At 59.0% G+C, this 21,712-nt stretch carries 20 protein-coding genes and 1 riboswitch; of the genes, 11 read left to right on the top strand and 9 right to left on the bottom strand.

The annotated features are described in order from the left end of the window. Positions 1-24 precede the first annotated feature (24 nt). Positions 25-765 (bottom strand): 4-hydroxy-tetrahydrodipicolinate reductase, encoded by a 741-nt coding sequence (gene dapB / locus DXC52_RS01750; protein WP_199409411.1) that lies wholly within the window; start codon positions 763-765, stop codon positions 25-27. Beyond that, a complete protein-coding gene (gene dapA / locus DXC52_RS10195) occupies positions 758-3,067 on the bottom strand; it encodes a 4-hydroxy-tetrahydrodipicolinate synthase (protein WP_117745892.1) in 2,310 nt (769 codons plus the stop codon). Before dapA ends, dapB begins: the two co-directional genes overlap by 8 nt. Before the next feature lie 65 nt (positions 3,068-3,132). Then, positions 3,133-3,301, bottom strand: a riboswitch (Lysine riboswitch). 144 nt (positions 3,302-3,445) lie between these two features. On the opposite strand from dapA, the gene DXC52_RS01760 reads away from it, so the two are divergent. The 7 genes from DXC52_RS01760 (at position 3,446) to DXC52_RS01790 (ending at position 8,222) form a co-directional block, all read left to right on the top strand. Continuing rightward, entirely contained in the window at positions 3,446-4,633 is a 1,188-nt protein-coding gene (locus DXC52_RS01760) for an amidohydrolase (protein WP_117745893.1), read from the top strand. Positions 4,634-4,733: 100 nt separating this feature from the next. Continuing rightward, positions 4,734-5,015 (top strand): type II toxin-antitoxin system RelE/ParE family toxin, encoded by a 282-nt coding sequence (locus DXC52_RS01765; protein WP_117745894.1) that lies wholly within the window; start codon positions 4,734-4,736, stop codon positions 5,013-5,015. After that, entirely contained in the window at positions 4,987-5,328 is a 342-nt protein-coding gene (locus DXC52_RS01770) for a HigA family addiction module antitoxin (protein WP_192919605.1), read from the top strand. The genes DXC52_RS01765 and DXC52_RS01770 overlap by 29 nt, the downstream gene beginning before the upstream one ends. A 29-nt stretch (positions 5,329-5,357) precedes the next feature. After that, positions 5,358-5,681 (top strand): hypothetical protein, encoded by a 324-nt coding sequence (locus DXC52_RS01775; protein WP_147330588.1) that lies wholly within the window; start codon positions 5,358-5,360, stop codon positions 5,679-5,681. Positions 5,682-5,845: 164 nt separating this feature from the next. Continuing rightward, a complete protein-coding gene (locus DXC52_RS01780; protein ID WP_117745896.1) occupies positions 5,846-6,289 on the top strand; it encodes an FxLYD domain-containing protein in 444 nt (147 codons plus the stop codon). Between the two features lie 32 nt (positions 6,290-6,321). After that, the gene (locus DXC52_RS01785; protein WP_117745897.1) at positions 6,322-6,744 is read left to right on the top strand and encodes an XRE family transcriptional regulator; all 423 of its coding nucleotides are present in this window, start codon (positions 6,322-6,324) and stop codon (positions 6,742-6,744) included. 98 nt (positions 6,745-6,842) lie between these two features. Continuing rightward, complete coding sequence (locus DXC52_RS01790) at positions 6,843-8,222, top strand: protein kinase (RefSeq protein ID WP_158554574.1); 1,380 nt, start codon at positions 6,843-6,845, stop codon at positions 8,220-8,222. Between the two features lie 37 nt (positions 8,223-8,259). On the opposite strand, the gene DXC52_RS01795 is transcribed toward DXC52_RS01790, so the two are convergent. Both DXC52_RS01795 and DXC52_RS01800 read right to left on the bottom strand, forming a co-directional pair. Next, positions 8,260-9,393 (bottom strand): glucosaminidase domain-containing protein, encoded by a 1,134-nt coding sequence (locus DXC52_RS01795; protein WP_117745899.1) that lies wholly within the window; start codon positions 9,391-9,393, stop codon positions 8,260-8,262. Positions 9,394-9,627: 234 nt separating this feature from the next. Continuing rightward, positions 9,628-10,260: an MOSC domain-containing protein gene (locus DXC52_RS01800; protein WP_199409413.1), complete on the bottom strand. Its 633-nt coding sequence runs from the start codon at positions 10,258-10,260 to the stop codon at positions 9,628-9,630. Positions 10,261-10,492: 232 nt separating this feature from the next. On the opposite strand from DXC52_RS01800, the gene DXC52_RS01805 reads away from it, so the two are divergent. Both DXC52_RS01805 and DXC52_RS01810 read left to right on the top strand, forming a co-directional pair. Beyond that, positions 10,493-11,749, top strand: a complete 1,257-nt coding sequence (locus DXC52_RS01805) for an ATP-grasp domain-containing protein (RefSeq protein WP_117745900.1) — start codon at positions 10,493-10,495, stop codon at positions 11,747-11,749. 84 nt (positions 11,750-11,833) lie between these two features. Continuing rightward, the gene (locus tag DXC52_RS01810) at positions 11,834-12,580 is read left to right on the top strand and encodes an aspartate/glutamate racemase family protein (RefSeq protein ID WP_233504730.1); all 747 of its coding nucleotides are present in this window, start codon (positions 11,834-11,836) and stop codon (positions 12,578-12,580) included. 125 nt (positions 12,581-12,705) lie between these two features. Here the strand turns inward: DXC52_RS01810 and DXC52_RS01815 are convergent, their stop codons facing one another. The 5 genes from DXC52_RS01815 to DXC52_RS01835 all read right to left on the bottom strand — a co-directional run bounded on the left by DXC52_RS01815 (position 12,706) and on the right by DXC52_RS01835 (position 19,670). Next, positions 12,706-13,452: an energy-coupling factor transporter transmembrane protein EcfT gene (locus DXC52_RS01815; protein ID WP_117745902.1), complete on the bottom strand. Its 747-nt coding sequence runs from the start codon at positions 13,450-13,452 to the stop codon at positions 12,706-12,708. Then, on the bottom strand, positions 13,445-15,196 hold the full coding sequence (locus DXC52_RS01820) for an ABC transporter ATP-binding protein (RefSeq protein WP_117745903.1): 1,752 nt from the start codon (positions 15,194-15,196) through the stop codon (positions 13,445-13,447). Before DXC52_RS01820 ends, DXC52_RS01815 begins: the two co-directional genes overlap by 8 nt. A gap of 213 nt (positions 15,197-15,409) precedes the next feature. Beyond that, positions 15,410-15,982 (bottom strand): hypothetical protein, encoded by a 573-nt coding sequence (locus DXC52_RS01825; protein ID WP_117745904.1) that lies wholly within the window; start codon positions 15,980-15,982, stop codon positions 15,410-15,412. A 391-nt stretch (positions 15,983-16,373) separates the two neighbouring features. Continuing rightward, on the bottom strand, positions 16,374-18,344 hold the full coding sequence (locus tag DXC52_RS01830) for a C69 family dipeptidase (protein ID WP_117745905.1): 1,971 nt from the start codon (positions 18,342-18,344) through the stop codon (positions 16,374-16,376). A gap of 408 nt (positions 18,345-18,752) precedes the next feature. After that, positions 18,753-19,670: a diacylglycerol kinase family protein gene (locus DXC52_RS01835; protein ID WP_117745906.1), complete on the bottom strand. Its 918-nt coding sequence runs from the start codon at positions 19,668-19,670 to the stop codon at positions 18,753-18,755. A gap of 98 nt (positions 19,671-19,768) precedes the next feature. Here DXC52_RS01835 and rnd point away from each other — a divergent pair, with 98 nt between their 5' ends. Together rnd and DXC52_RS01845 are read left to right on the top strand one after the other, a co-directional pair. Further along, positions 19,769-20,902, top strand: coding sequence for a ribonuclease D (gene rnd, locus DXC52_RS01840; protein WP_117745907.1), 1,134 nt, complete (start codon positions 19,769-19,771; stop codon positions 20,900-20,902). Positions 20,903-20,966: 64 nt separating this feature from the next. Further along, positions 20,967-21,671, top strand: coding sequence for a zinc metallopeptidase (locus tag DXC52_RS01845; protein WP_117745908.1), 705 nt, complete (start codon positions 20,967-20,969; stop codon positions 21,669-21,671). The last annotated feature ends 41 nt before the right edge of the window (positions 21,672-21,712 follow it).

The raw sequence follows: 21,712 nt of genomic DNA on the forward strand, positions 1-21,712 counted from the left end.
TGCGTGGATACGGTTGATACCTGGTTAGGCAAACATGACCTGGTCGAACGTATAGAAGCCGGGTTCGCGGGTGACGAGCTTCTGCGCGGCTGCCAGGGCGCCGTTGACGAAGATCTGGCGGCTCGTGGCGCGGTGCGTGAGCGTGACCTCCTCGTCCTGGCCAAAGAAACTTACTTTGTGCACGCCGGCGACGGTGCCGCCGCGCAGCGAGTGCATACCGATCTCCTTGGGGTCACGCGCACCGCACATGCCCTCGCGGCCATAGACGGGGTAGTAGCCTGCCTCGGGCTCAGCTTCGACGATGGCGTCGAGCAACAACTTAGCAGTGCCGCTCGGGGCGTCGACCTTTTGGTTATGGTGCGTCTCGACGATTTCGCAGTCAAAGCCGGGCAGCTCGCGTGTGCCCTGTGCCACCAGATGGCGCAGGACTGCGATACCGATGGAGTAATTGCCGGAGTGCATGACGCGGGCGTTCCGACCCAGCTCGCGCAGGCGATCCATCTGCTCGGGCGTATAGCCCGTGGTGCCCGAGACCAACGCCGCGCCCGTGCGCCCGACATAGGCGACGACGGCATCGAAGGTCACGACGTTCGAGAAGTCGATGATGACGTCGGCTGCCGGGGCGTTCTCGAGCTCGGACAAGTCGAAGCCGATCTGGGCGACGATGTCGAAAACGGGCTGACCGGCGGCGTCGACAATGCCCTCGGCGGTAGTGCGGATGAGCGAGCCCATGCGGCCCGTTCCCATAATGACGGTCTTAATCAAGCAGACCAGCTCCCTTCAGAGCATCGGTAAGTGCGGCGCGCGTGTCGTCTGTCATGGGGCACAGCGGCATGCGGTAGTTTGCCTCGATCATACCTATCTGAGCGAGCGCTTCCTTGACGGGGATGGGGTTGACCTCGCTAAAGAGGGCATTGATGAGCGGCTGGCCGGCAATCTGGATATCGCGGGCACGTGCCACGTCACCGTCCAGATAGGCGCGGCACATGTCATGCACAAGCTGCGGCTGAACGCCGGCCCACACGCTGATGGTGCCCGAGGCGCCCAGGCTCATGAGCGGTACGGTAAGGGCATCCTCACCCGAGTACATGCGGAAGTCGTCGGACAGCAGGTGAGCGATCTTGGCCGCGTAGGCGACGTTGCCCGAGGCTTCCTTAATACCCATGATGTTGGGGTGTGCGGCCAGGCGCTCCACATTGCGCTCGCTGATGCCGCAGCCGCAGCGGCCGGGAATGTTGTACAGGATGCAGGGGATGTCCACGGCATCGGCGACGGTCTTAAAGTGCTGATAGATACCCTCTTCATTGGACTTGTTGTAGTAGGGGGTAATGAGCAGCAGGCCGTCGGCGCCCAGGCCCTGATAGGTGAGCGACTTGGTGAGCATGGTCTGCGTGGAGTTGGAGCCCGAACCAGCGATGACGGGGACGCGTCCTGCAACATGCTTGACCACGGCGGCGACGACGGAGTTATCCTCGTCATCAGTCATCGTGGCACTCTCACCGGTGGTGCCTAGGGTGAGGATGGCGTCGGTGCCATTTTGCAGGTGGAAATCGATAAGGCGCTCGAGTGCGTCAAAGTCGACACTGCCGTCCTTTTTAAACGGCGTAACAAGGGCGACGATTGAGCCCTCAAGATTGCGGATGTCCATGTTCTTCTCCTTCGCGTCCGCGATCTGGATGCGCTTATTCCATTGGGCGGCGACGGCCAGGCGCTCGTCTTGAGCGCGACGGCGAGCACTTTCGGCGCGCGACTTGGCCAGCAGCTCTCGGCCGCTCGGCAACACGTCGAGCGTGGCAAAATAATCGTCCGGGCGCTCGGCGCGGCGTATGAGGTCGGCCGAGCCATCGGGACGTAGCAGGATCTCGGCGGAGCGCAGCCGTCCGTTGTAGTTGTAGCCCATGGAGTAGCCATGCGCACCGGTATCGTGAATCACAAGCAGGTCGCCCATGTCGATATGCGGTAACTCGCGATCGATGGCGAACTTGTCGTTGTTCTCGCACAGATTGCCCGTAATGTCGTACGTGTTTGTGACAGGCGCCGCGGTCTTGTCGGCGCCACCCGGCTGGCCCATCACCGTAATGTGGTGGTAAGCGCCATACATGGCAGGGCGGATCAGATCGACGGCGCTTGCATCGACACCGATATAGTCCTTGTAGATCTGCTTCTCGTGGATGGCCTTGGTGACCAGGCAGCCGTAGGGGCCCATCATAAAGCGGCCCATCTCGGTGCAGATGGCCACATCGCCCATACCGGCGGGAACCAGGATCTCGTCGTAGGCCGCGTGCACTCCCTCGCCGATGGCGTGAATGTCGTTGGCCTGCTGCTCGGGCAGATAGGGGATGCCGACGCCGCCGGACAGATTGATGAAGGCGACATGTGCGCCGGTCTCACGCTCCAGGCGCACGGCAAGCTCAAAGAGGATGCGCGCGAGCTTGGGGTAGTAGTCGTTGGTGACGGTGTTGCTGGCAAGGAATGCGTGGATGCCAAAGTTTTCGGCGCCCTTGGCCTTGAGCATGCGGAAGGCCTCGAAGAGTTGCTCGGTGGTCATGCCGTACTTGGAGTCGCCGGGGTTATCCATGATGCCGTTGGAGAGCTGGAATAGGCCGCCCGGATTAAAGCGGCAGCTGACCGTCTTGGGGACGGGGCCTGCGACGCGCTCAAAGAACTCGATGTGGCTGATGTCGTCGAAGTTGACGATGGCGCCCAGCTTGTCGGCGAGCTCAAAGTCCGCTGCCGGCGTGTCGTTGGACGAGAACATGATGTCGTGTCCCGTGATACCCAGCGAACGGGCGATCATGAGCTCGGTATAGCTCGAGCAATCGCAGCCGCAGCCGTATTCGTTGAGAATGGAGATGAGCGCCGGGTTGGGATTGGCCTTGACGGCAAAGTATTCCTTAAAGCCCGGGTTCCATGTGAAGGCGTCGCGCACCTCTTGCATGTTGCGGCGGATGCCCGCCTCGTCGTATAGATGAAACGGCGTGGGGAACTGCTCGACGATATGCTCGAGCGTCTCCTTGTCCACAAACGGCTGCTTGGCCGCATACGCTTCATTGGGGGTCAATGCCATGTCCCGTAAACCTCGCTATCCAGACGGCGCCATCTGCGCATCGAATCCGCATAGCGTGGACCCCATGTCCGGATAGCGCTCCCGCATTGCTGCAGACAGTCCTGTGGGTGTTTCCCGCAGGCCCACCAGGTTGTTCGTGCCCGAAAAGCCCAGTTCGGCGGGTTTCGCCTCCCCACGGGGTCAAAGCCTGCCGGCTCGCCCGCGGTTCTTCGTGCCCGCGCCTCTATCAAGTGGTAACGACCCTACCACGTTGCACTTTAGCAAACAAGAGTATTCGTATATAACGTTTAAAAAATGCAGCAATATGCTGGAAACATGTGTGCCACAATCCTGTATCACAATAAGTTGCAACAGATATGCCTCACGAAGGGATCTTCTATGACCGAGCTCCAAGAACTCCGTCGCTATCGCCGCGATCTCCATCGCATTCCGGAGCTCGATTTCGATCTTCCGCAAACCATTGCCTATATCGAGGGCGTGCTGGCACCGCTCGCTTGCGAGGTGACCCATCCGTGCCCCAGCTGCGTTTGCGCTTTCTTTGATGTTGGCGTTGGTGCCGCGCATGCCACGGCGATTCGCGCCGATATGGACGCGTTGTCCATTGTCGAGGCAACAGGGGCAGCGTTCGCCTCGACAAATCCCGACAAGATGCACGCTTGCGGACATGACGGACACATGGCTATGGCACTTGCCGCCGCGACGTATGTCGACCGTACGATTCGCGAACAGCCGGCCGCCATGAGGCGAAACGTGCTCTTTGTGTTCCAGCCGGCCGAGGAAACGACCGGTGGTGCCAAGATGGTATGCGAGAGCGGCGTGTTCGAATGCTACGGGGTCGACCGCATTTTTGGCTTTCACGTGTGGCCCGATCTGCCTGCCGGCACGTTGGCGAGCTGTTCCGGCCCGCTGCTGGCGCGTTCGAGCGAAACGCATATCCATATTCACGGTACGAGCATCCATATTGCTAAGACTTATGGCGTGCCGGTTGAGGAGTCGCACGATGCCGCGTTGGCGGCAGCGAAGTTTTTGGTTGCCGAGCGCGGGCTGATGGACGAGCTGGGCACCGACGAGCCCTGTATCGGCAAGTTTGGTCTGCTGCAGGCCGGTACCGTCTGCAACGCGGTGGCGGGGGAGGCCCATGTTGCCGGCAGCCTGCGTGTGTTTACGGACGACATGTTCGACCGTGCGCGTGAGGGCGTGCGCCGCGTGCTTGATGAGGCATGCGCCGCAACGGGCTGCACATATGACCTCGATTTTGCCGAGGGCTATCCGCCGGTCGATAACGATCCCGAGCTATTTGCCAATGTCGCGCCTGCCTTGCCCGAGCTGCAGCTCGTGGATGAGCCTTTGCTGATTGCCGAGGACTTCGCCTTTTACCAGCGCCATCTGCCGGGCGTGTTCTTCTTGCTGGGCACGGGCGTTCCTGTCAGTCAGGATAATCCGAGCGACGCCGAGGGCTGCCCCGCCTATTCCACGAGTGCCCTGCATACTGATACCATGCTCTTTGACGAGGAAATCCTGCTCAAAGGCCTCGATGTCTACAAACGATTGCTTTTGCTTGGTTAATTGACGTGGACGTTTGTTCTCGAAAATACGAACAAATGCACGCTATAATAGGGATGTAACTCTATAGAAACGCTTGACGTTATTAACGTAAGGCGATACTATGATTGCATCATATAAAGATGAAGACACTGAACGCTTTGCAATGGGTGTGCGGATTAGGAAGTTCATTCCTTTTGAGCGGGTCGCCTTGAGGAAGATTCGCCAACTGCAGATCTGCGCTTCGCTTGATGATCTTCGCGTTCCGCCAGGCAATCGTCTTGAAGCGTTGAAGGGCGATCGCGCCGGTCAATATAGTATCCGTGTCAATGAGCGCTATCGGGTCTGTTTTGAGTGGAGACAGGGGATGGCTTGGAATGCTGAAATCGTCGATTATCACAAGTGACAAAACTGATGCTGGCTTGTTGTCGCCGGTGGCCCCCGGCGAGCTTCTCAAAGAGGAATTTCTTGTCCCTATGGGTATTTCTCAATATCGCCTTGCTAAGGAGACCGGGATTCCGGCTCAGCGTATTGGGCAGATTATTTTGGGAAGGCGTCGTGTTACGGCTGACACCGATCTTCGTCTTTGCCGCTACTTTGGCCTGACGGATGGCTATTGGCTTCGAGCCCAGATCGCGTTTGACCTCGAGGCAGAGAAGAGGCGCATCGAACCGGAACTGGATAAGATCGTTCCCGTTCAGCAGGTCGTTGCGTTGTAGCGCTCAAAGATGTTGAGGTTGGAGTGACGATGGAACGACGCCGACAGTCTGTCGTATATAGTCCTGGTGGGTGCGGATGCGGCTTGCTGCTGCTCCCGGTTATTGCTGTGAGCATTGGCGTGATGTTTGCGCTTGCTGGACTGGCGGCAGCGGCACTTGTGCTGTTGATTGTGGCCATTGGCGTGACGATTTGGCTCTGCCGCAATCGCGAGCAACGCCGTGCCGACGGTAACACCAATGTCGGATGGGTCTTCTTTCTGATCATTGCGTACCTGCTGAGTGTCAGCTACCTGGTGTTCTTTGTCCTGTTGATGATCAGCGCCTTTACCGGGGAATCCGTCACGGTGGGTTGATGCGCTGCCAGCAGACGGTCGCGCAAAGTGCGTTTGCTCGGCGTTTGGATAACTGCGTTGGCCGTTTACCGCAGTCTTAGCTCTCAGCTAATGAATTCAAGTTTAATCCTTCCTACGATGTGCTGTGTGCCGGCGCGGTGGCCGGATCGTAGGAAGGATGCATAATGGCAAAAGAGGGAAAGAAGTCGATTGGCAAGATTGTCCTAGGCGTCATCGTGGTGCTGGTTATTGCCGGTGCCGTGGGCTCTATGGGCGGCAACTCAACCGATTCGTCTGCGAACGATTCGGCAAAACCTGCCGAGACGACACAGCAGGCTGAGGAGCAAAAAGAACCGCAAGAACCGTATACCATTGCTGACGAGGCTGAAGACGCCTCCAATCAGTTTGCCTATAAGATCACGGGTACGCTGACCAATAACACAGACAAGGAAAAGAGCTACATTCAGATTGAGTATGTTCTGTATGATGCTGATGGCAACCAGGTTGGAACGGCTCTTGCAAACACCAATCATCTGAAGGCGGGCGGCTCCTGGAAGTTCGAGGCGCTGGGCACGGTGTCTCCCGATCAGGTCGCCAGTTGGGAACGCTCGGACGTGAGCGGTTTCTAGCATGTTGCATGCACTGGGGGAGGTGAGGCCGTATGCCCGATAAAAAGCTGACTGAGGAGCTGCTCAATGAGCTTCTCGATGCGCCAAGCATTGATGGTTATATCAAAGAGCACGACTTTGCCGCCCCGTCGCTTTCGGAGTATCTGAAACAGCTTTTGGAAGAAAAGGGGCTGGAGCGTTCGCGAGTGGTGCGCATGGCCGACCTCAACGAGACGTTTGGCTATCAGATCTTTACCGGTGCGCGGCATCCGAGCCGCAATAAGGTGCTGCAGATTGCCTTTGCGATGGCACTGACGCTCAAAGAGACCAACCGTGCGCTGACGGCTGCCGGGGTAAGCGTCCTTAACTGCAAGGACCGCCGCGATGCGATTATCATCTTTTGTATCGATCGCGGGTGCAGCCTCCAAAAGGTCAACGAGGAGCTGTATCGCTTTGGCGAGGAGACGGTGAGTTAGCGGCTGATATCTGAGCCGGCGGAGCTGTCGAACAGCGATGCAAACGAACGGGGCGCGGATGCCATGGGGTGTCTGCGCCCTGCGCTATGATGGAGGCTATGGATACTCAGACCCCAACATATTTCGATGACGAGCTGACCGCAGCGCTTGTCGAGCACCTGGTGTCGCTCGATCGCGACGACAGCTATCGCGTGGAGCGTGTACTTAAGCGCTCGTCCGTTGAAGCAACCGAGCTCGTGTACTTTGAAGGAACCGGCGGTGGTTCGCTCGGCCCCTTTGTCCGTAAACGCATCGATGCTTCGGCTCAAATCGGCGGGGCATACGAGCGTCTGTTTGCCGCTCAGCGGGCAGGCAGGCGTTTTGAGCACCTGCCCAGAATCGTCGATTGTCGTCGTGTGGGCGACGAGCTCAACGTGGTTATGGAATACATCGAAGGGGAGACGCTCGGGGCGCTGGTGGACCGTCTGGGAGCCACCCCCGATTATGCGCGTGAATTGTATCCTGCCCTATGCGATGCCGTGGGCGAGCTCCACGCCGGTTTTGCAATAGCGGGGGAGACGTCGGCGCCGGTGATCCATCGCGACCTCAAGCCGTCGAATATCATCGTGACAGGTGCCAACTATACGCCTGATGACGGCCTGACATTTTCATCGCTGGTGATTATCGACTTGGGGATCGCGCGCGTATGGCGCGATGGCGCCGATGCCGACACCGTCAAGTTTGGCACGCGACCCTATGCGCCGCCCGAGCAGTATGGGTTTGGGCAGACGAGTGTGCGCAGCGACGTGTACGCGCTGGGCGCCCTGTTGTTCTTCTGCTTGACGGGAGTCGACCCTAAACCAGGGCTCGACATGCGCGAGCAATGCGAGGCGCGCGGTATTCCCACTCCACTTTCCGATGCCGTCTGCATGTCGATGGCGCTCGATCCGGCCAAGCGTTTTGCGAGTGCGGAAGCATTGGGACGGGCGACGCGCGCGGCATACGATCTGAGTCGCCCCGTGCGGCCTCCTGCGCCTGCGCCTGTCCGTACTCCAGACTCGGAGACAGTGTTGGCGTCCCAAGGGCTCCAGAAACCCGCAGGGCTTCCTAGGCCTGCCGCCTCCACCGCATGCGGTCTGCTCTCTCGCGTTCCGGAGTCTCTGGGGCGCATTTGGAATACGCTCATCTGCTTCTCGCTGCTTGTGTTCTTTGCCGGAAGTCACTTTGCCGTCTTTCACCCCACGGGAGCAAACCAAAGCTACCCGACGTGGCTTCTCATAATCGAGTATTTTTTCTTTGTCGATGGCCTTATGGTGCTTATGCATTTTGCGCTGTTCGACAAGCGTCGTCTTCGTCGGCGATTCGCACTGCTCGACAGCTATCGCGGCAAGAAACTCGCGAAACTCTGGCTCAAGGCATTGGGTGTGCTGCTCCTATGCATGATCGTCATAGTCGCGGTTGCCAATGCGACCGGCGTCGTCGATACCTCCGCTACCTAAAAGAAAAGGGCCCCATTGGGGCCCTTTGCAGTTGCACTTAGATGCGGTTCATCTGAGCGGCGACTTTGTTGTACCAGTCCTGCCACGTGGGCGGGCAGTACTTTTTGGCTGCTGCCGGGGTAAGGGTGGAGCCGTAGTTGGCGCCCAGATAGGCAACGTGAGCGGAGATACCCTCGCTCCAGCTGCCAAAGCTGCGCCAACCGCCGCCACGTGCACTCCAGCCCCAGGCGTTGTAAGAATTGGCGCAATAAGCGCCCTTGGTGCTCTCGATGCAGGCGATGGCGGGGGACCAACGGGGGTCGACACCGGTATTCCAAGCGGCGACGGCAAAGTTATAGCCCTGGCCTGCCATGGGGGAGCCGGCGAGATAATTGTCGATGCGGCTCGTCCACTCATTAATGAACGAATCGTAATCGGAACTACCGGTATTGGCGTTGTTCACCGTGGTGTCGATGGTGGTGTTGGTGTTGGTGGCCTGGCTGCTGGAATTGCTGCCGCTTACGCCCTCGCCCGAGAGCTTTTCGGCGGCAGCGGCCTTATCGGCCTCAAGCTTGGCAAGCTCGGCGGCATTTTCCTGCTCGGCTTTTGCCTGTGCCTCGCTGCGGAGCTGCTGGGCCTGCGTCAGCGCATCCTCGGCGTTTTTCTGCTCTGCCTCAAGCTGTGACTTGGCCTGCTGGAGCTCGGCCTTGTTCTGCTCGAGTTCGGTTTGCATGTTATTGAGCTCTTCGATCTCGTCGACGCTCGAGCTCGTGATCTGGTTGGTGTATTTGCAGGTCGTGATGAATTCACCCAGGCTCTGTGCGTTGACCAGGAAGCTCACGATGGGATTGGTGCCCTTCTGATACTTGTACAGATCGCGCATGGCGGAGCTTGCCTTGGCCTGCTGCTCGGGAAGCTTGGCCTCGATTTCCTCGATGCTTGCCTCATTGGAGTCAATCTGCTTTTGCAGGTCATCGAGTTTGGTGCGGGCGTCGTTGTAGGCGCTCGTGGCGGCTTCGATCTTCTGCTGGGCTGCGGAAAGCTGGTCCTGCGTTGCCTGCGAGGCGGCATACGCCGCAACGGGGGAGAGCATCGGCGAGGCCGTCAGCGCAACGGCGAGCGCGGCGCTCGTGATGATACGAGCCGGCTTCGACGCAATGAGCGCTGCGGTGCGATGATTCGAATGCTGCATCCAGTCCCTCTGCAATCAATCGTAGGTTATGGTTCGAACGGTATTCTACTACTGCTTTCGACCTCAACTTGAACCTTAAAGGTTCCAAAGGGTCAAGTTGAACTTGAGGCTTTGGCTTTGACCTGCAGTTATGATGAATTGTTGAGAAACCATAGAGTTCAACTTTAACGTTACGGGGGCCTGTTTAAGAGGAGCTTTGGGCTGTAAAAGCTATCTCAACGTGGGGTTTTACAACTACAGCGTGCCCTCCTGGCGAGCCTGCTCAATCTCTTCGAGTGCCTCGGCGGGGGTGAACGAGCAAGTGCCGTCGCCGAGCTTGACCACCTGGATTTCGTCGCCGGTATGGACCTCTCCGCCCTTTAGCACCACGCCAAAAACTCCCTCGTGGGGAAAGATGCAGTCGCCGGCGAGATAGTAGATGGCACAGCGGGTGTGGCAGACCTTACCGATCTGACTGATTTCGACCAGGACATCGTTGCCAATCTTGAGCTGCGTTCCCAGGGGGAGCGAGAGTAGATTGATGCCTTGCGTGGTGAAGTTCTCTCCAAAGTCACCCTCGTGTACGTCGAGCCCGCGTGCCTGCGCCGTCTGGATGGACTCCGCGGCTAAAAAAGAGACCTGGCGGTGCCAATGTCCGGCGTGCGCATCGGTAGCGAGGCCAAATTGCTCGATGACGGTGTCGCGTCCATCGGCGACGGGCGACTTGCGAGTGCCTTTGTGCTCCGACGTGTTGATTGAGACGATACGGGCAGGCCCGTTGTAAGCATCGTTTGCGGTGCGTAGGGGAACTGCCGTCCGGGCACGATCCGCAAGTTCGCGCTTGGCGGCGTCAATGATGGGGTTGTTGATCGGATGGGCCTGGGGCACGGTGCACCTTTCGACGGGGCGGGCAACATGTTGAATCCTACAACAATGGTAGGTTCATTGCCCATTGTCATACAACGGTGAGCGCCGTCTTCGTGCTGGCCTTCGTGCTGGACGATTACGTCGATTGCCATAGATACGGTGGAGCTTTGGGCGCCGGCGGCTTGGCACGCTAGAATAAATCAGTTGCGCAAAGACCGCCCATTGTGTGGGCAGTTCATGATAGGAAGTTTCCATGGCATTGCAGTTTACAGAGCGCGAGTTCATTCCCGTGCTGCTCGGTGGCGACATCAACGCCTATTCGGTGGCGCGCGCCTTCTACGAGGAGTACCAGGTCAAGAGTCTGGTCTTTGGCAAGTATCAGACGGGTCCCGCGTACCGCAGCCAGATTATCGACTACACGCCCAACGTGGATATCGACACCATGCCCGTGATGCTCAAAACCGTCAACGGCATTGCCCAAGCGCATGCCGACAAGACGATTGTCCTTGTGGGCTGTGGCGACAACTATGTTGCCCTCGTGGCTCAGGCCAAGGATGCTCATGAGCTGGCGGACAACATCGTCGCTCCCTACGCGCCCTACAGCATGCTCGAGCAGTGCCAGAAGAAGGAGATCTTCTACGAGCTGTGCGAGAAACATGGCGTGCCCTATCCGCACACGTTTACCTTTACCAAGGCGATGCTCAATGCCCAGGGTGAGGCGCCTGCCGAAGTGCTCGACCAGATCGATTTTCCTTACCCGATGATTCTGAAGCCTTCTGACGGCATCATGTGGTGGCAGCACGAGTTCGAGGGCCAGAAAAAGGCCTATGAGATTGCCGACCGTGCCGAGCTGGAACAGGTCATTCGCGACTCGTATGCCAGTGGCTACACCGACGACCTGATCTTACAGGACCGCGTGCCCGGTAACGACGAGTACATGCGCGTGCTCACCAGCTATTCCGACCGCAACGGCAAGGTGCGCATGATGTGCCTGGGTCACGTACTGCTCGAGGAGCATCAGCCCCACGGTGTCGGCAACCATGCCTGTATCATTACCGAGCCTAATGACGAGCTCATGGGCGGCGTGCGCAAGTTGCTCGAGGACCTTCACTTTGTGGGCTATTCCAACTTTGACGTTAAGTACGACGAGCGCGATGGCTCGTTTAAGTTCTTCGATTTCAACACGCGCCAGGGCCGCAGCAACTACTACGTTACCAACAGCGGCTTTAACGTTGCCAAGTATGTGGTGGACGAGTATGTGTTCAACCGCCCGTTTGCGCCGGAGTTTGTGACGGCGCAGGACGAGGCGCTGTGGATGGTCGTCCCCATGGGCGTCGTCGACAAATACGTCAAGGATCCCGAGCTGCGCGCTAAGGTGCATCGCCTGGACAAGGAAGGCAAGGGCGCCGACCCTTCGTTTATGAAGGGCGACTTTGTCTTTAACCGCTGGCTGCGCATGTGGCACACTAAGCTGCGCCACTTTAAGCTGTTCAAGACGTATTACAAGTAGATGAGTGCGGCGCCCGTCCGGTTTGCATCGGGCGGGCGCGGGTACGATACGCGCAATTGCGCAAGCGTCACCAAGGAGGCGGCGATGGAAAAGCTGGGAGTTATCGGCGGCATGGGCGCCGAGGCCACGTCGTATTACTACGACCAGGTGGTGCGTCATACGGCTGCTGCCTGCGATCAGGAACATATCGACATGGTGGTGCTCTCCAAGTCGACCATGCCCGACCGCACGCTGGCCATTAAGACCGGCGAGCATGCCAAGCTGCTGGCGACCATGAAAGAGTGTGCCCAGGCACTCGAGTCGCTGGGCTGTGCGCACATTGCCATTCCCTGCAACACGTCACACTACTTCTACGACCAGATCCAGTCGTTTACCACAGTGCCGATTATCCACATGCCGCGTGAGTCGGTGCGCTATGCTCTGGCCGGTGCGGTGATGGGGGAGTGCGAGTTCGACCCCAACCTGAGTATGCCGGCCGAGCCGGTGCACAAGATTGGCATCATGGGCACCGACGGAACCGTGGGCGCGGGCGTCTACGGCCGCGAATGTAAGGCTGCGGGTGTTGAGGTTGTCTATCCCAGCGAGAAACGTCAGAACGATGTGATGTCGCTTATCTACGATGATGTGAAGGCCGGACGTGAGCCCGATATGGATAAGTTCGACCGCGTGATGTGGGAGTTCGCCCGTAGCGGCTGCGACCGCGTCATCCTGGCCTGTACGGAGCTCTCGGTGCTGCAAAAGTACCGAGAGATGCCCGAGATTACCCTTGACGCCATGGATGTCCTGGTGCGCGAATCCATCATCCGCAGCGGCGCCCCCTACCGCCAATAGCCCTCGATCTGCCAAAAAGGGACAGGTTTATTTTGGTAGGTATTATCTGGGGAAACAGTAAAGGCCTCGGCTCGTTTGGTGCGAGCCGAGGCCTTTTGCGTTGAGTGGTTGCTGTCGGTGGTGAACTAGAACAGGAAGCCGATGGCGATGAGGGCGATGCTGACGATGAGCACGGCGATGTCCAGGCCCTTGATGGGGTAGCGCTTGTACGAGCTGGCGCGTGTGCGCAGGTAGAAGCCGCGCTGCTCGGCGGCAAGCGCGGTGGCATCGGTCTTGCCCACGCTCGAGATGAGCAGCGGCACGCACAGTGGCAACATGAGCTTAAGCTTCTTGATGGGGTTCTTGGTGTCGTACTCGACGCCGCGTGCGGTCTGCGCCTCCATGATGGCGTTCATCTCCTGACCAAACACCGGCACAAAGCGCAGCGCCGTGGTAAAGGTGAAGGCATAGCGATACGGTACGTGCAGCACCTCGACGCAGGCGTTGGCAAGGTCGTTGAGCTTGGTCACCATGAGCATGAGGATGAGTGGCAACGCCACACCTAGCAGGCGCAGGCAGGCCTTCGATCCCGTGATGAGGCCCGCGTCGGTGATAAAGCCCCACACCACGTTGCCATCGCGCATAAAGGCCAGCTGGAGCACCAGCATGATAAGCGCGAGCGGAATCAGCAACTTGAGCAGCGAGAGCAGACGGTCGACGACGCCGGCATAGGTACCCAGTGCAAGGGTGAGTGCCAAAAAGCCCAGCAGCGCCACGTAGGTGTCGGACAAGAAGATGCCGACGATGATGGCGGCGGCGAGGCCCAGTTTGACGACGGGGTTCAGGCGATGCAGCAGCGTATCGCCCGGCATGTAGTCGATGACGTTAACCACGGTGGACCATCTCCTTGGTAATTCGAACGACATCGGTGACCTCGCTCACCTGCGCAAAAGCGGGCGAGACGGAAGATGCCAGACGGCGCGAGAGTTCAATAACCTGGGGAGGCTCCACGTAGGCACGCCGCATGAGATCGATGTTCGAGAACAGCTCGTGCGTGCGGCCGCGGTCGAGGATGCGGCCGTCGGCCATTACTACGATGCGCTCGGCAAAGTCGGAGACGACTTCCATGTCGTGGCAGACCATGATGACGGCGCATCCGCGCTCGGCCATGGTGCGCACGGTTTCCATGACGGTCATGCACTCGCGGTAGTCAAGGCCGCTCGTGGGCTCGTCGAGCACGACGATCTTGGGCTCAACCACTACGACGGAGGCAAGTGCCACCATTTGTCGCTGGCCACGCGAAAGCGAGAACGGTGCCTCGTCGGCGGGCAGACCAAAGCGGTCGATGACCAGCTGGGCGCGACGCAGAGCCTCGGCACGGTCGATGCCGGCAAGCTCCAAGCCAAAGGCGACCTCGTCGAGCACGGTATCCTTGCAGATCTGGCGGTCGGGGTTTTGGAAGAGGGTTGCGACCTCGCGGGCAATGCGGCTCGTGGGAACGGTTGCAGTATCCAGTCCCGTGACGCGCACGCTGCCCGAGGCGGGCTTGAGCAGGCCCGTGAGCAGCTTGGTGAGCGTGGTCTTGCCGGCACCGTTCTGACCGACGATGCCCACGAGCTCACCGGGGTAGAGGGTCAGGTTAAGGTCGTGTACGGCGGCGCCGCCGTTGGGATAGGCAAACTCAACATGGTCGAAGGTGAGTACGGGTTCGGCATCCTTGGCATGAGGACGCAACGACGGTGCATGCGGGGAACCGGCGGGCGCCTGGGCTTCGATGGCAGCGTGTGCGGGGTCGACGATACCCGAAATCAGACACTCGGCTTCGTCGACATCCAAGCAAGGGGTGCCGCTTGCCAGGCCATCGGCCTCGAGGCTATTGAAGATGCGTGTGACACGGGGACAGTCGACGCCAATGGTGCGAAGCTCATCGGTGTGTGCGAAGACCTCGTGCGGCTCGCCCTGCAGTGCGATTTCGCCATGGTTGAGCACGAGCACGCGGTTGCAGTACTCCGAGAGCAGGGCGACCTTTTGCTCAACGACGACGATGGTGATTCCAAGTATGCGGTTTGCCTCACGCAGCGTCTCGAAGACCAGCGTGGAGCTGGCGGGGTCGAGTGCCGCGGTGGGCTCGTCGAGAACCAAGACGCGCGGACGCATGGCGAGGATGGCGGCGATGGCCACCTTTTGCTTCTGTCCGCCCGAGAGGGTGGCGATCTCGCGGTCGCGCAGGTCGCTGATGCCGACGGTCTCGAGCGTCTCGCTCACGCGCTGCTCGATCTGGTCGTGGGGAACGGCAAAGTTATCGAGGCCAAAGAGCATCTCGTCCTCGACGACCGAGGCGACCATCTGCGTGTCGATATCCTGCAGCACACTGCCGACGATTTGCGACACGTCGGTCAGCGAGACCTCGCAGGTGTCGTGGCCGTCAACCATGACGGACCCGAAGAACGTGCCGGTGTAGTGGTGGGGCACAGCACCCGACAGACAGGCGGCAAGCGTGGACTTGCCGGCGCCCGAGGGTCCGATGATGCCGATGAAATCTCCCTTGTTCACGCTGAGCGAGATGTGGCTGAGCGCCTGCTCGGTCTGCGTGCCATAGGAGAACGAGACATCGTCGACGTTGATGATCGTTTCCATGGATACCTTTCATAGTCATTGGGGACAGTCTTAAATGACCAGTTGTTTAAGACCGTCCCAAAAAAGCTCGTTGTTTGGGACGGTCTTTGGTGGTGAAGCACGGAGACGGCTTTACGAGGGGCCCCAGGTTGGCGCGAAAGAGGAGCGAAGCGTACTTGGGTACGCGAGCGTCGAATGAACGCCAAGATGGGGTGGCTCGTAAAGCCGAGCGGGTTAGTTGAGCCTAAGGGCCTTCTGGATGGGCAGGTAGAGGGCGCCGACCAGAATGGCGTTAAAGACGGCGGTCATGGCGACGACGGGCAACATGGCGGCGGCGAGCTCGCCGACCACGCCGAGCATGGCCATCTTGATGACCATGAAGATGACGCCGGAGACAAAGGTGGTCAGGAAGGTTGCGACAATGGCGATGGCGGGCTTGACCTGACCGTCCTTGCCGGCGGCGTTGACGATGCCGGCCATGAGCATGGCGGCGATGCCCTCGGCGGCAAAATCGACGAACGGCGAAGTGGTGGTGATCTGGATCACGGCAGCCGAGATGAGGCCAATGACGAGCGCCTGGCCGATGTTGGGGCGAACGACCAGGATGGTGAGGCAGAAGGCCGAGATGATGAACTCGGGGCTGATCATGCCGCCCGAGATGCCTGAGATGGCCTTGCCGACGGTGAAGTTGAGGATGAAGCCGGCGGCGAGCAGGATGGCGAGCAGGACGAGAGCGCGGACGTCGAGTTTGCCGCGGTCGGCGGTCTGGACGGTGCGGGGCTGGGTGGCGGTGGTGTTCTGAGACATGGTGAAAATCCTTTCTGAAGGGAAGCGCAGGGGAAAAGCGGAGGCGCGTGATGCGAATGCGATCGGGCTCGAGATAGAAAAAGGCCCCCGGTCGAAACCGGAGGCCTTCCAATCACCTAGAGCGCAAAAACAGGCGTGAGGGACTCACTGTCGACCGATCGTATTCGCATCACGCCACCACCAGTTGTTGAGAGACTTCATCGTGTTCTTCATCTTGGTGGCTCCTTTCGTGATGCCGTGGCGCGGTCGCACCTTGTTGCTGTTGCGCTGCACTATAGCACAGCAAAGTGTGTGCGGGGAAATCTTTTTTGAAAAGATTTCAGCGGTGTTTCCCGCCGGTCAAAAAGGCGGGCGGGACGAACCGTGCCATCCCGCCCGCACCAGTGAGGGATTACTCCTTGTTGCGGCGATAGAGGATATAACCGCCTGCGGAGATGACGGCAACGCCAGCGATGGCGAATGCGGCCACCATGCGGCCATCAAAACGATCGCCAGTGGTGGGCAGGCCGCCCTTGGTGTTCGTCTTGTTGGTGGTTACCGTGGTCGTGGTATCCGACTTACCAGGCTTCTCGGGCTTGGTGGCGGGCTGCTCGGGCTTAGCGGGCTGCTCAGGCTTGCTGGGCTGATCCGGGGTACCGGGCTGTTCGGGCTTACCGGGCTGCTCGGGAGTGCCGGGCTGATCCGGGGTGACCGGGTCGGTGGCAAGGGCGTCCTTGGCGTAGGTGATGGACTCCTTGAGGCCCTTGGTCTCGGTGTTCAGGTCGCTCGGGGTGAAGCGCTCGTCAAAGTTTCCGGCCTTCTGATAAGCGCGCATCTCCTGGAGCAGGGCCTTGCACTTCTTGTAGGTGTTCTCGGTGGCAGCCTTGCCTGCCTTGTTGGCCAGAGCGGTGCGACCCTCGGTGGTCGTCTCGGCCAGCATAGCGGCGTCAACTTCCTTGTTCTGCTCGATGAGCTCGTTCTGGAGCGCGTCGAGGTAGGTGCGGACACTGGTACCAAGGGTGTCAGGGTTCTCAAAGCAGAGCGAGCTGATGTCCATGAGGACGTAGTTAATGGAGTTCTCGGGCTCCTCGTTGTACACGACGTCTTTCGCATTGCAGTGGTCGAAGGAGACGGTCTGATCGCTGAAGTAGGGGCTAACTTCAGTTATCAGAGCGGAGTACAGCGGGATGGCGACAGAGTACGCGGCACGGGAGAGCATTTCCCACTGGATGGTAGCGACTTCGGGATCATACCCGCGACGAATCTGGAAGAGATTGATCTCGGTGTTGCGCTCGCTGCCGATGCAATAAACGCCATCAGTGTTCGCGTTGAGACCAGGGACGTTCTCTCCGCGGTTGCCGAAGGCACGAATCAGCTCAAAGGTGCTCCAACCAGACTTGCCAGGCTTGAAGAACAGGGGCTGGATTTCGCTGACCATAGCTCCCTTTTGGACGGGTTTTCCATCCTTATCGGTGATAGTTTTAATTTCGTAATCCGTGCCTTCGGTCAGCTGACTAGCAAAATAATGGCGGCCTTGCACATAGCGGGACCATTGGTTAACGCCAGAATCGGCGAGGCTTTCGCCATACGTTTGGGCGACATCGAATTTACCGTCAGCGGAGTATTTGGCGAAACCCTTCTCCACGGGCATGGACTCGATGTCCTTGGAGTGCAGGCAGTTCTCAGTATCGTTCAGGTCGACATCGTAGTTGAGGCTGCCGATGTTGGGGTTGAGTGAGGCGACGTCGTCGGCCAGCTTCATGGCAATCCATTGATGGGCAGAAAGCGTGGCGAACAGCCAGGTCTCGTTGTTGTCGGCGATAATGATCTGGTCGTTAGTGCAAGTGCCCTGCTCGTCGATCAGGCTGCCGAGGAGCTCGACGCCCTCGCGGGCATTGGCGCTCTGGCCCAGGATGACGCTGCCGTAGCTGTACTCGCCGATGCCGGTAGCCTCATCGATTGGGTCTGCTGCTTTGGCATCCTCGTTATAGGAGGTGCTCAGCGTAGCGGAGCAAGAGACACCCTTCTCGTTGATACCGGCTTCGGAGTAGGCGTCGGTGTGGCCCTCCCAATTGGAGGGATGGTCACGTACGTAGCTGTAGCGATATGTAGGCTTATTCGAAGTGTATTCGAAAGCAGACTCATTCGAGCTGTACGTAAAGCCAGCTTCGTGGGCAGGTTCGATGCCGAAGTGTTTGAGGTAACGCGCACCAAAGTCCTCGGCACGGCCGTAGTACGTGTTGCCGTCGGCCGTTAGATCTTTGCCCATGTACATCTGCGTGCAGGCGAGCGCAGAGGTCGGCATGGACATGATGGTTGCAGCTCCAAAGGCGAGGCCTATGCTTAGCTTCTTGAGCGCGTTGACGGGGTGAGTTTTCCTCATTTTTCCTCCCAGCGTGCGAAAGCCCTCTGTCGCCAGAGGGCTTCAGCCAATAAAGACACCTCATTAGCGTAACGAACTGGAAACAATATTCATCTATGAAAGAAACTTACTCGATAAGCGTGATGAAATATGCGATGAGCGGTTAATTATACTCAGTTTGTAGCTTTATTTTAATAAAGACGCCCTGCAATTACTGTAGCCGAATAAAGTAGCTGGGAATGCCCGAAATGAGAATCCCCTGCTGTTTGGCAAATGCATAAACGGCAGGGGAGACGATAATTGGATGAATATCATGCCAATATGGAATTACTTCTTCCGGCGGTGGATCACGTTGATCGCATAGCCGACGAGCATGGCCAAGACGATGACGATAAAGCCAATCAGGGGGTTGTCGTTCATGGGGTCCTCCTATTTTCCGAGCGGGGAGAATTCGTCGACGATGAGGTCGAGACATTGCGGCAGCGCGCGAGCGCCAAAGACGCCGGAGTTGCTGGAGATGATCTCTCCATCGAACTGCATACCCAGCGATGGCGTGCAGGTGATCTTGGCTTCCTTGGTCTGGATGATCTTAAACTGCGGACGGCCGAGCACTTTGCCAGCGGGGTCGAGCGCGGCGGTAATTACCGTGGGGAGCAGCTGCATCGTGCGCACGGGCTCAATAACGACGATGTCGACCATGCCGTCGTCCATGCGGCAGTTGGGGAACAGGTTGATGTCGTTTTGGATGACCGAGGTATTGCCTGCCATGCAGCAGATGCCGTCGAGCTCCTCGACAATGCCGTCGTGCTCAATGGTAAAGTGCGCCACCGTGGGGTTGGGCGTGGCGAGCGCGGAGAGGAAGTAGGCGATCTCGCCAATGTCGTTTTTGGTGGGAGCGGCCTTCATCATGATCTCGGCGTCGAAGCCCGAGCCGGCGATGATGATAAAGCCGTGGCGCTTCTCGTTGCCGTTCTCGTCGAGCCAAAAGAGCTCACCCATGTCCACTTTGACCGTGCGGCCGTCGCGGCAAGCCTTGGCGAGTGCCGCCGCCTCGGGGGCATTGCCGATGTTGTTAAAGAACAGGCAGGCCGTGCCGGAGGGGAAGACAAGCGTGGGGACACCGCACCCGCGCATCTGGTCGAGCACGTTGGAGACGGTGCCGTCGCCGCCCGAAACGACCACGCGATCGAACTCGCGAACGTCCGCTACCGCGTCCTCGGGCTCCATGCCATCGCCGATAAAACGCATCACGACCTCGTCGCCGCCCTGCGCGAGGGCGTGCGTGAACGCGTAGATTTCATCTGAGCTGGGGCCCGATGCCGGGTTGTGGATGATAAGGCAGCGCATACTTACGTTCCCGTTCTGTGACTAACCGAGTATAGTTGTAGAGCAATGCCGATATCCTACCCGTGTTTTTCGGGCCTAACCTTATTCGATGGGTTGATATGTACATTTCCACACATCAGGCTCTGGTCGACTTTTGCCAGCGCGCCCGCGAGTTCGACGCGATCGCCGTCGATACCGAGTTTTTGCGCGAGCGCACGTTTCATCCGCGCCTGTGCCTGGTCCAGATTGCCACCCCCGCCGAGAGTGTCGCTGTCGATCCGCTGGTGATCGACGACCTGTCGCCGCTTGCCGAGCTTATGGCCGACGAGGGCGTGGTCAAGGTATTCCATGCTTGCTCACAGGACATGGAAGTTATGCTCCATACCGTGGGCGCACTGCCGCGACCGATTTTTGACACGCAGGTTGCCGCCGCCTTTTTGGGCGAGCGCCAGCAGATTTCGTATGGTGCGCTCGTTCAGACGTTCTGCGGCGTATCACTGCCCAAGACCGAGTCGCTGACCGATTGGTCGCGCCGCCCGCTGAGCGATAAGCAGATCGAGTACGCGATCGATGACGTCAAGTACTTAATCGTCGCCTATACCGAGATGATGAGCCGCCTGCGTGAGCTGGGCCGCGTGGACTGGGTGCTCGACGAGTTGCGTCCTTTGGCCGACGAGTCGCACTACCGCGCCGACCGCCATGAGGCATTCCGCAAGGTCAAACGCATCAACTCGTGTAGCCGCCATCAGCTGGGCATTGCGCGCGAGCTTGCCGCTTGGCGCGAGGACCGCGCCGAGCGTCGCAACATCCCGCGCAAGTGGGTCATGTCCGACGATACGCTGCTGGCCCTGGTTAAGCGCAATCCCGTGCGTGTCGAGGAGTTCCGTAGCATCCGCGGTACCGACCAGCTGGGGGAGCGCGACGTGGATGGCGCGTTGATGGCCATCAAGCGCGGCGCAAGCTGTCCGCACGATCGCCTGCCGCTCATGGTGCGCGGGCATCGCCAGATTTCGCCGGAGCTTGAGAGCGTGACGGATCTCATGTACGCGCTCATCCGCCTGGTTGCCGAGCGCTCGGGCGTGGCGACCTCGGTCATTGCCTCGCGCGATGACCTGGCCGACTACATTGAGCATCCTGAGCAAAGCCGTTTGCGCGAAGGTTGGCGTTTTGAGCTTGTGGGCTCGCGCCTGGACGATCTGCTTTCCGGCAACATGGGGTTGACGGTCAAAGATGGCAAAATTGAATTGCTGTAAGGAAGCCTAGCCGCTTGATTGGGTAGAATGCCTCCAACGTGTAATTCGATTCGGAGGAATTCGCATGCCCTATTACTATGGTTACGGCTTTGGCATCGACCCGCTGTACCTGCTGGTTGTCCTTGTTTGTACGGTGCTTGGTCTTGCGGCGCAGAGCTATATCAACTCGACGTACAAGACCTGGTCCAAGGTTCGCTCGGACGGCGACACGGGTGCCACGGTCGCTCGCCGCATGCTCGACGCCAACGGTTGCAACGCCGTGGGTATCAAGGGCGTTGCCGGTGAGCTCACCGACCACTACAACCCGCAGGATAACAACCTGTATCTCTCGGACGCTAACCGTTCGGGCGGATCGGTCGCAAGCGTTGCCGTGGCCTGCCACGAGGCGGGTCATGCCGCCCAGCGTCAGAGCGGTTACACCATGATGAAGGTTCGCACCGCTCTGGTCCCGGTCGTCAACTTTACCCAGAACACCTGGACCATCGTGTTGCTCTTGGGCCTGTTTATGAACATCGCCGGGCTCACGACCCTCGCATTGATCTTCTTCTCGTTTAGTGTGCTGTTCCAACTCGTTACGTTGCCTGTCGAGATCGATGCCAGTCGCCGCGCCGTGGCGTATATCGAGCAGTCGGGCATGAGTTCCAAGCAGGTCAACGGTGCCAAGAAGGTGCTGACGGCAGCCGCGCTCACCTACGTGGCGGCGGCGCTCACCTCGATTATTCAGCTGCTCTACCTGATGGCCCGCTACAACAGAAACTCCAACCGATAACAAATTGGCTTGACAGGCGCCGCGGAGATTCTTGTCCCCGC

The sequence above is a fragment of the Collinsella sp. TF05-9AC genome, from assembly GCF_003438495.1.
Lineage (GTDB): Bacteria > Actinomycetota > Coriobacteriia > Coriobacteriales > Coriobacteriaceae > Collinsella.

What these genes read in the sequence shown, in the direction of transcription:
- DXC52_RS01810 (WP_233504730.1), top strand. Translation starts at nt 11,834, where the DNA reads ATGGAAAAGCTGGGAGTTATCGGCGGCATGGGCGCCGAGGCCACGTCG.
- DXC52_RS01825 (WP_117745904.1), bottom strand. Translation starts at nt 15,982, where the DNA reads ATGTCTCAGAACACCACCGCCACCCAGCCCCGCACCGTCCAGACCGCC.
- DXC52_RS01785 (WP_117745897.1), top strand. Translation starts at nt 6,322, where the DNA reads ATGCCCGATAAAAAGCTGACTGAGGAGCTGCTCAATGAGCTTCTCGAT.
- DXC52_RS01805 (WP_117745900.1), top strand. Translation starts at nt 10,493, where the DNA reads ATGGCATTGCAGTTTACAGAGCGCGAGTTCATTCCCGTGCTGCTCGGT.
- DXC52_RS01765 (WP_117745894.1), top strand. Translation starts at nt 4,734, where the DNA reads ATGATTGCATCATATAAAGATGAAGACACTGAACGCTTTGCAATGGGT.
- DXC52_RS01830 (WP_117745905.1), bottom strand. Translation starts at nt 18,344, where the DNA reads ATGAGGAAAACTCACCCCGTCAACGCGCTCAAGAAGCTAAGCATAGGC.
- DXC52_RS01845 (WP_117745908.1), top strand. Translation starts at nt 20,967, where the DNA reads ATGCCCTATTACTATGGTTACGGCTTTGGCATCGACCCGCTGTACCTG.
- dapA (WP_117745892.1), bottom strand. Translation starts at nt 3,067, where the DNA reads ATGGCATTGACCCCCAATGAAGCGTATGCGGCCAAGCAGCCGTTTGTG.
- rnd (WP_117745907.1), top strand. Translation starts at nt 19,769, where the DNA reads ATGTACATTTCCACACATCAGGCTCTGGTCGACTTTTGCCAGCGCGCC.
- DXC52_RS01835 (WP_117745906.1), bottom strand. Translation starts at nt 19,670, where the DNA reads ATGCGCTGCCTTATCATCCACAACCCGGCATCGGGCCCCAGCTCAGAT.
- DXC52_RS01775 (WP_147330588.1), top strand. Translation starts at nt 5,358, where the DNA reads ATGGAACGACGCCGACAGTCTGTCGTATATAGTCCTGGTGGGTGCGGA.
- DXC52_RS01795 (WP_117745899.1), bottom strand. Translation starts at nt 9,393, where the DNA reads ATGCAGCATTCGAATCATCGCACCGCAGCGCTCATTGCGTCGAAGCCG.
- DXC52_RS01780 (WP_117745896.1), top strand. Translation starts at nt 5,846, where the DNA reads ATGGCAAAAGAGGGAAAGAAGTCGATTGGCAAGATTGTCCTAGGCGTC.
- DXC52_RS01820 (WP_117745903.1), bottom strand. Translation starts at nt 15,196, where the DNA reads ATGGAAACGATCATCAACGTCGACGATGTCTCGTTCTCCTATGGCACG.
- DXC52_RS01790 (WP_158554574.1), top strand. Translation starts at nt 6,843, where the DNA reads ATGGATACTCAGACCCCAACATATTTCGATGACGAGCTGACCGCAGCG.
- DXC52_RS01770 (WP_192919605.1), top strand. Translation starts at nt 4,987, where the DNA reads ATGCTGAAATCGTCGATTATCACAAGTGACAAAACTGATGCTGGCTTG.
- DXC52_RS01760 (WP_117745893.1), top strand. Translation starts at nt 3,446, where the DNA reads ATGACCGAGCTCCAAGAACTCCGTCGCTATCGCCGCGATCTCCATCGC.